The organism is Thermoanaerobacterium thermosulfurigenes (genome assembly GCF_051201035.1).
GTDB classification, from domain to species: domain Bacteria; phylum Bacillota; class Thermoanaerobacteria; order Thermoanaerobacterales; family Thermoanaerobacteraceae; genus Thermoanaerobacterium; species Thermoanaerobacterium thermosulfurigenes.
Genome location: NZ_JBPODR010000070.1, coordinates 1 through 1,790, shown reverse-complemented (window position 1 = coordinate 1,790; position 1,790 = coordinate 1). Strand labels below are relative to the sequence as shown.

Here is a 1,790-nt window from a genome sequence, read left to right as displayed (position 1 = left end):
CTTTTGGCTATTCTTTCTTTTAACCATCTTCTTGCATTATGAGATTTTTTTAATTGCTTTTCTCTCTTTTGGGCATCTTCTTTTGCTTTATATGCTTCTTAGTAGATTAGTTCCCATTTATGCCCTTTTGTGTATTTGTTTAGTCCTTTATTATGAGCTTCTACTCTTTTCTTTATATTCTCTGAATAGCCTGTATATATGCCTCCATTTTCATTCTTTATTATATAGACATAATACATTTCTTTCACTCCTAATAGGTATAGTTGAGTGCCGGATGACCCTTCCCCTTAACCTTCCAGCACCGGGCAGGCGTCAGCTCCTATACTTCGTCTTTCGACTTAGCAGAAACCTGTGTTTTTGGTAAACAGTCGCTTGGGCCTCTTCTCTGCGGCCTTTCGGCACTCCTTCTCCCGAAGTTACGGAGTCTTTTTGCCGAGTTCCTTAATGAGGGTTCTCCCGCTCGTCTTTGGATTCTCTCCTCGCCTACCTGTGTCGGTTTGTGGTACGGGCACCTTATCCTCGATAGCAACTTTTCTTGGCAGCCCCTTCGAAACTTCGCCTTTCGGCTCCCCTTCACAGCTCTTATGAGCTTTGGTACTTCACTCAAAGCTCTTTTCGTCGCTGCTTGGACGTGCTCTACCAACCGCACGCTTTTCTTATCTCGCTGCGTCCTTGCTTCTCTTTTGACGGATTTCGGTGGTACCGGATTTATTACCGGTTCTCCATCGCCTACGCTTTCGCCTCGGCTTAGGTCCCGACTTACCCTGGGCGGATTATCCTTCCCCAGGAATCCTTAGGCTTTCGACGGTAAGGTTTCTCGCCTTACTCTCGTTACTTATACCGGCATTCTCTCTACTGTACTGTCCAGATTCGCTTTCGCTTGTCCTTCGTCCTGTACAGTACGCTCCCCTACCATTCTTTCTTTAGAATCCGTAGCTTCGGTGGCATGTTTTAGCCCCGTTTATTTTCGGCGCGGGATTTCTCGACCAGTGAGCTATTACGCACTCTTTGAATGTATGGCTGCTTCTAAGCCAACATCCTGGTTGTCTTGGAAATCCTACTTCCTTTTCCACTTAACATGCTCTTTGGGACCTTAGCTGTCGGTCTGGGCTCTTTCCCTTTTGACCACGGATCTTATCACTCGTAGTCTGACTCCCAGGGTCTCAATATGGCATTCGGAGTTTGATAGGGTTCGGTAACCTCTTTGGCCCCTAGTCCATTCAGTGCTCTACCTCCATATTTCCTTCCCCCTGAGGCTAGCCCTAAAGCTATTTCGGGGAGAACCAGCTATCTCCGAGCTCGATTGGAATTTCTCCGCTACCCACAATTCATCCCATGACTTTTCAACGTCAACGTGGTTCGGGCCTCCACCAGATCTTACTCCGGCTTCACCCTGATCATGGGTAGGTCGCACGGTTTCGGGTCTATGATATGCAACTTTCGCCCTTTTAAGACTCGCTTTCGCTTCGGCTCCGCTTTCGCTTAACCTCGCTGCATATCTATAACTCGCCGGTCCGTTCTACAAAAAGTACGTGGTCGTCCGGCTCTCAACTGGACACGCTAGTTCTTTTTTCTTCTCTCTAACATGTTCAGTTGAGTGCCGGACTTCCACTGCTTGTGGACATATGGTTTCAGGTTCTCTTTCACTCCCCTCCCGGGGTTCTTTTCACCTTTCCCTCACGGTACTATGCGCTATCGGTCACTTAGGAGTATTTAGCCTTGGGAGATGGTCCTCCCGTCTTCCCACCGGGTTGCCTATCCTGTGGTACTCTGGATCCCACTCGGTATTT

At 47.9% G+C, this 1,790-nt stretch carries 1 rRNA gene; it reads right to left on the bottom strand.

The features are described 5' to 3' along the window. Positions 1-1,790, bottom strand: a 23S ribosomal RNA gene (locus tag HNR52_RS12190); the annotation flags it as partial.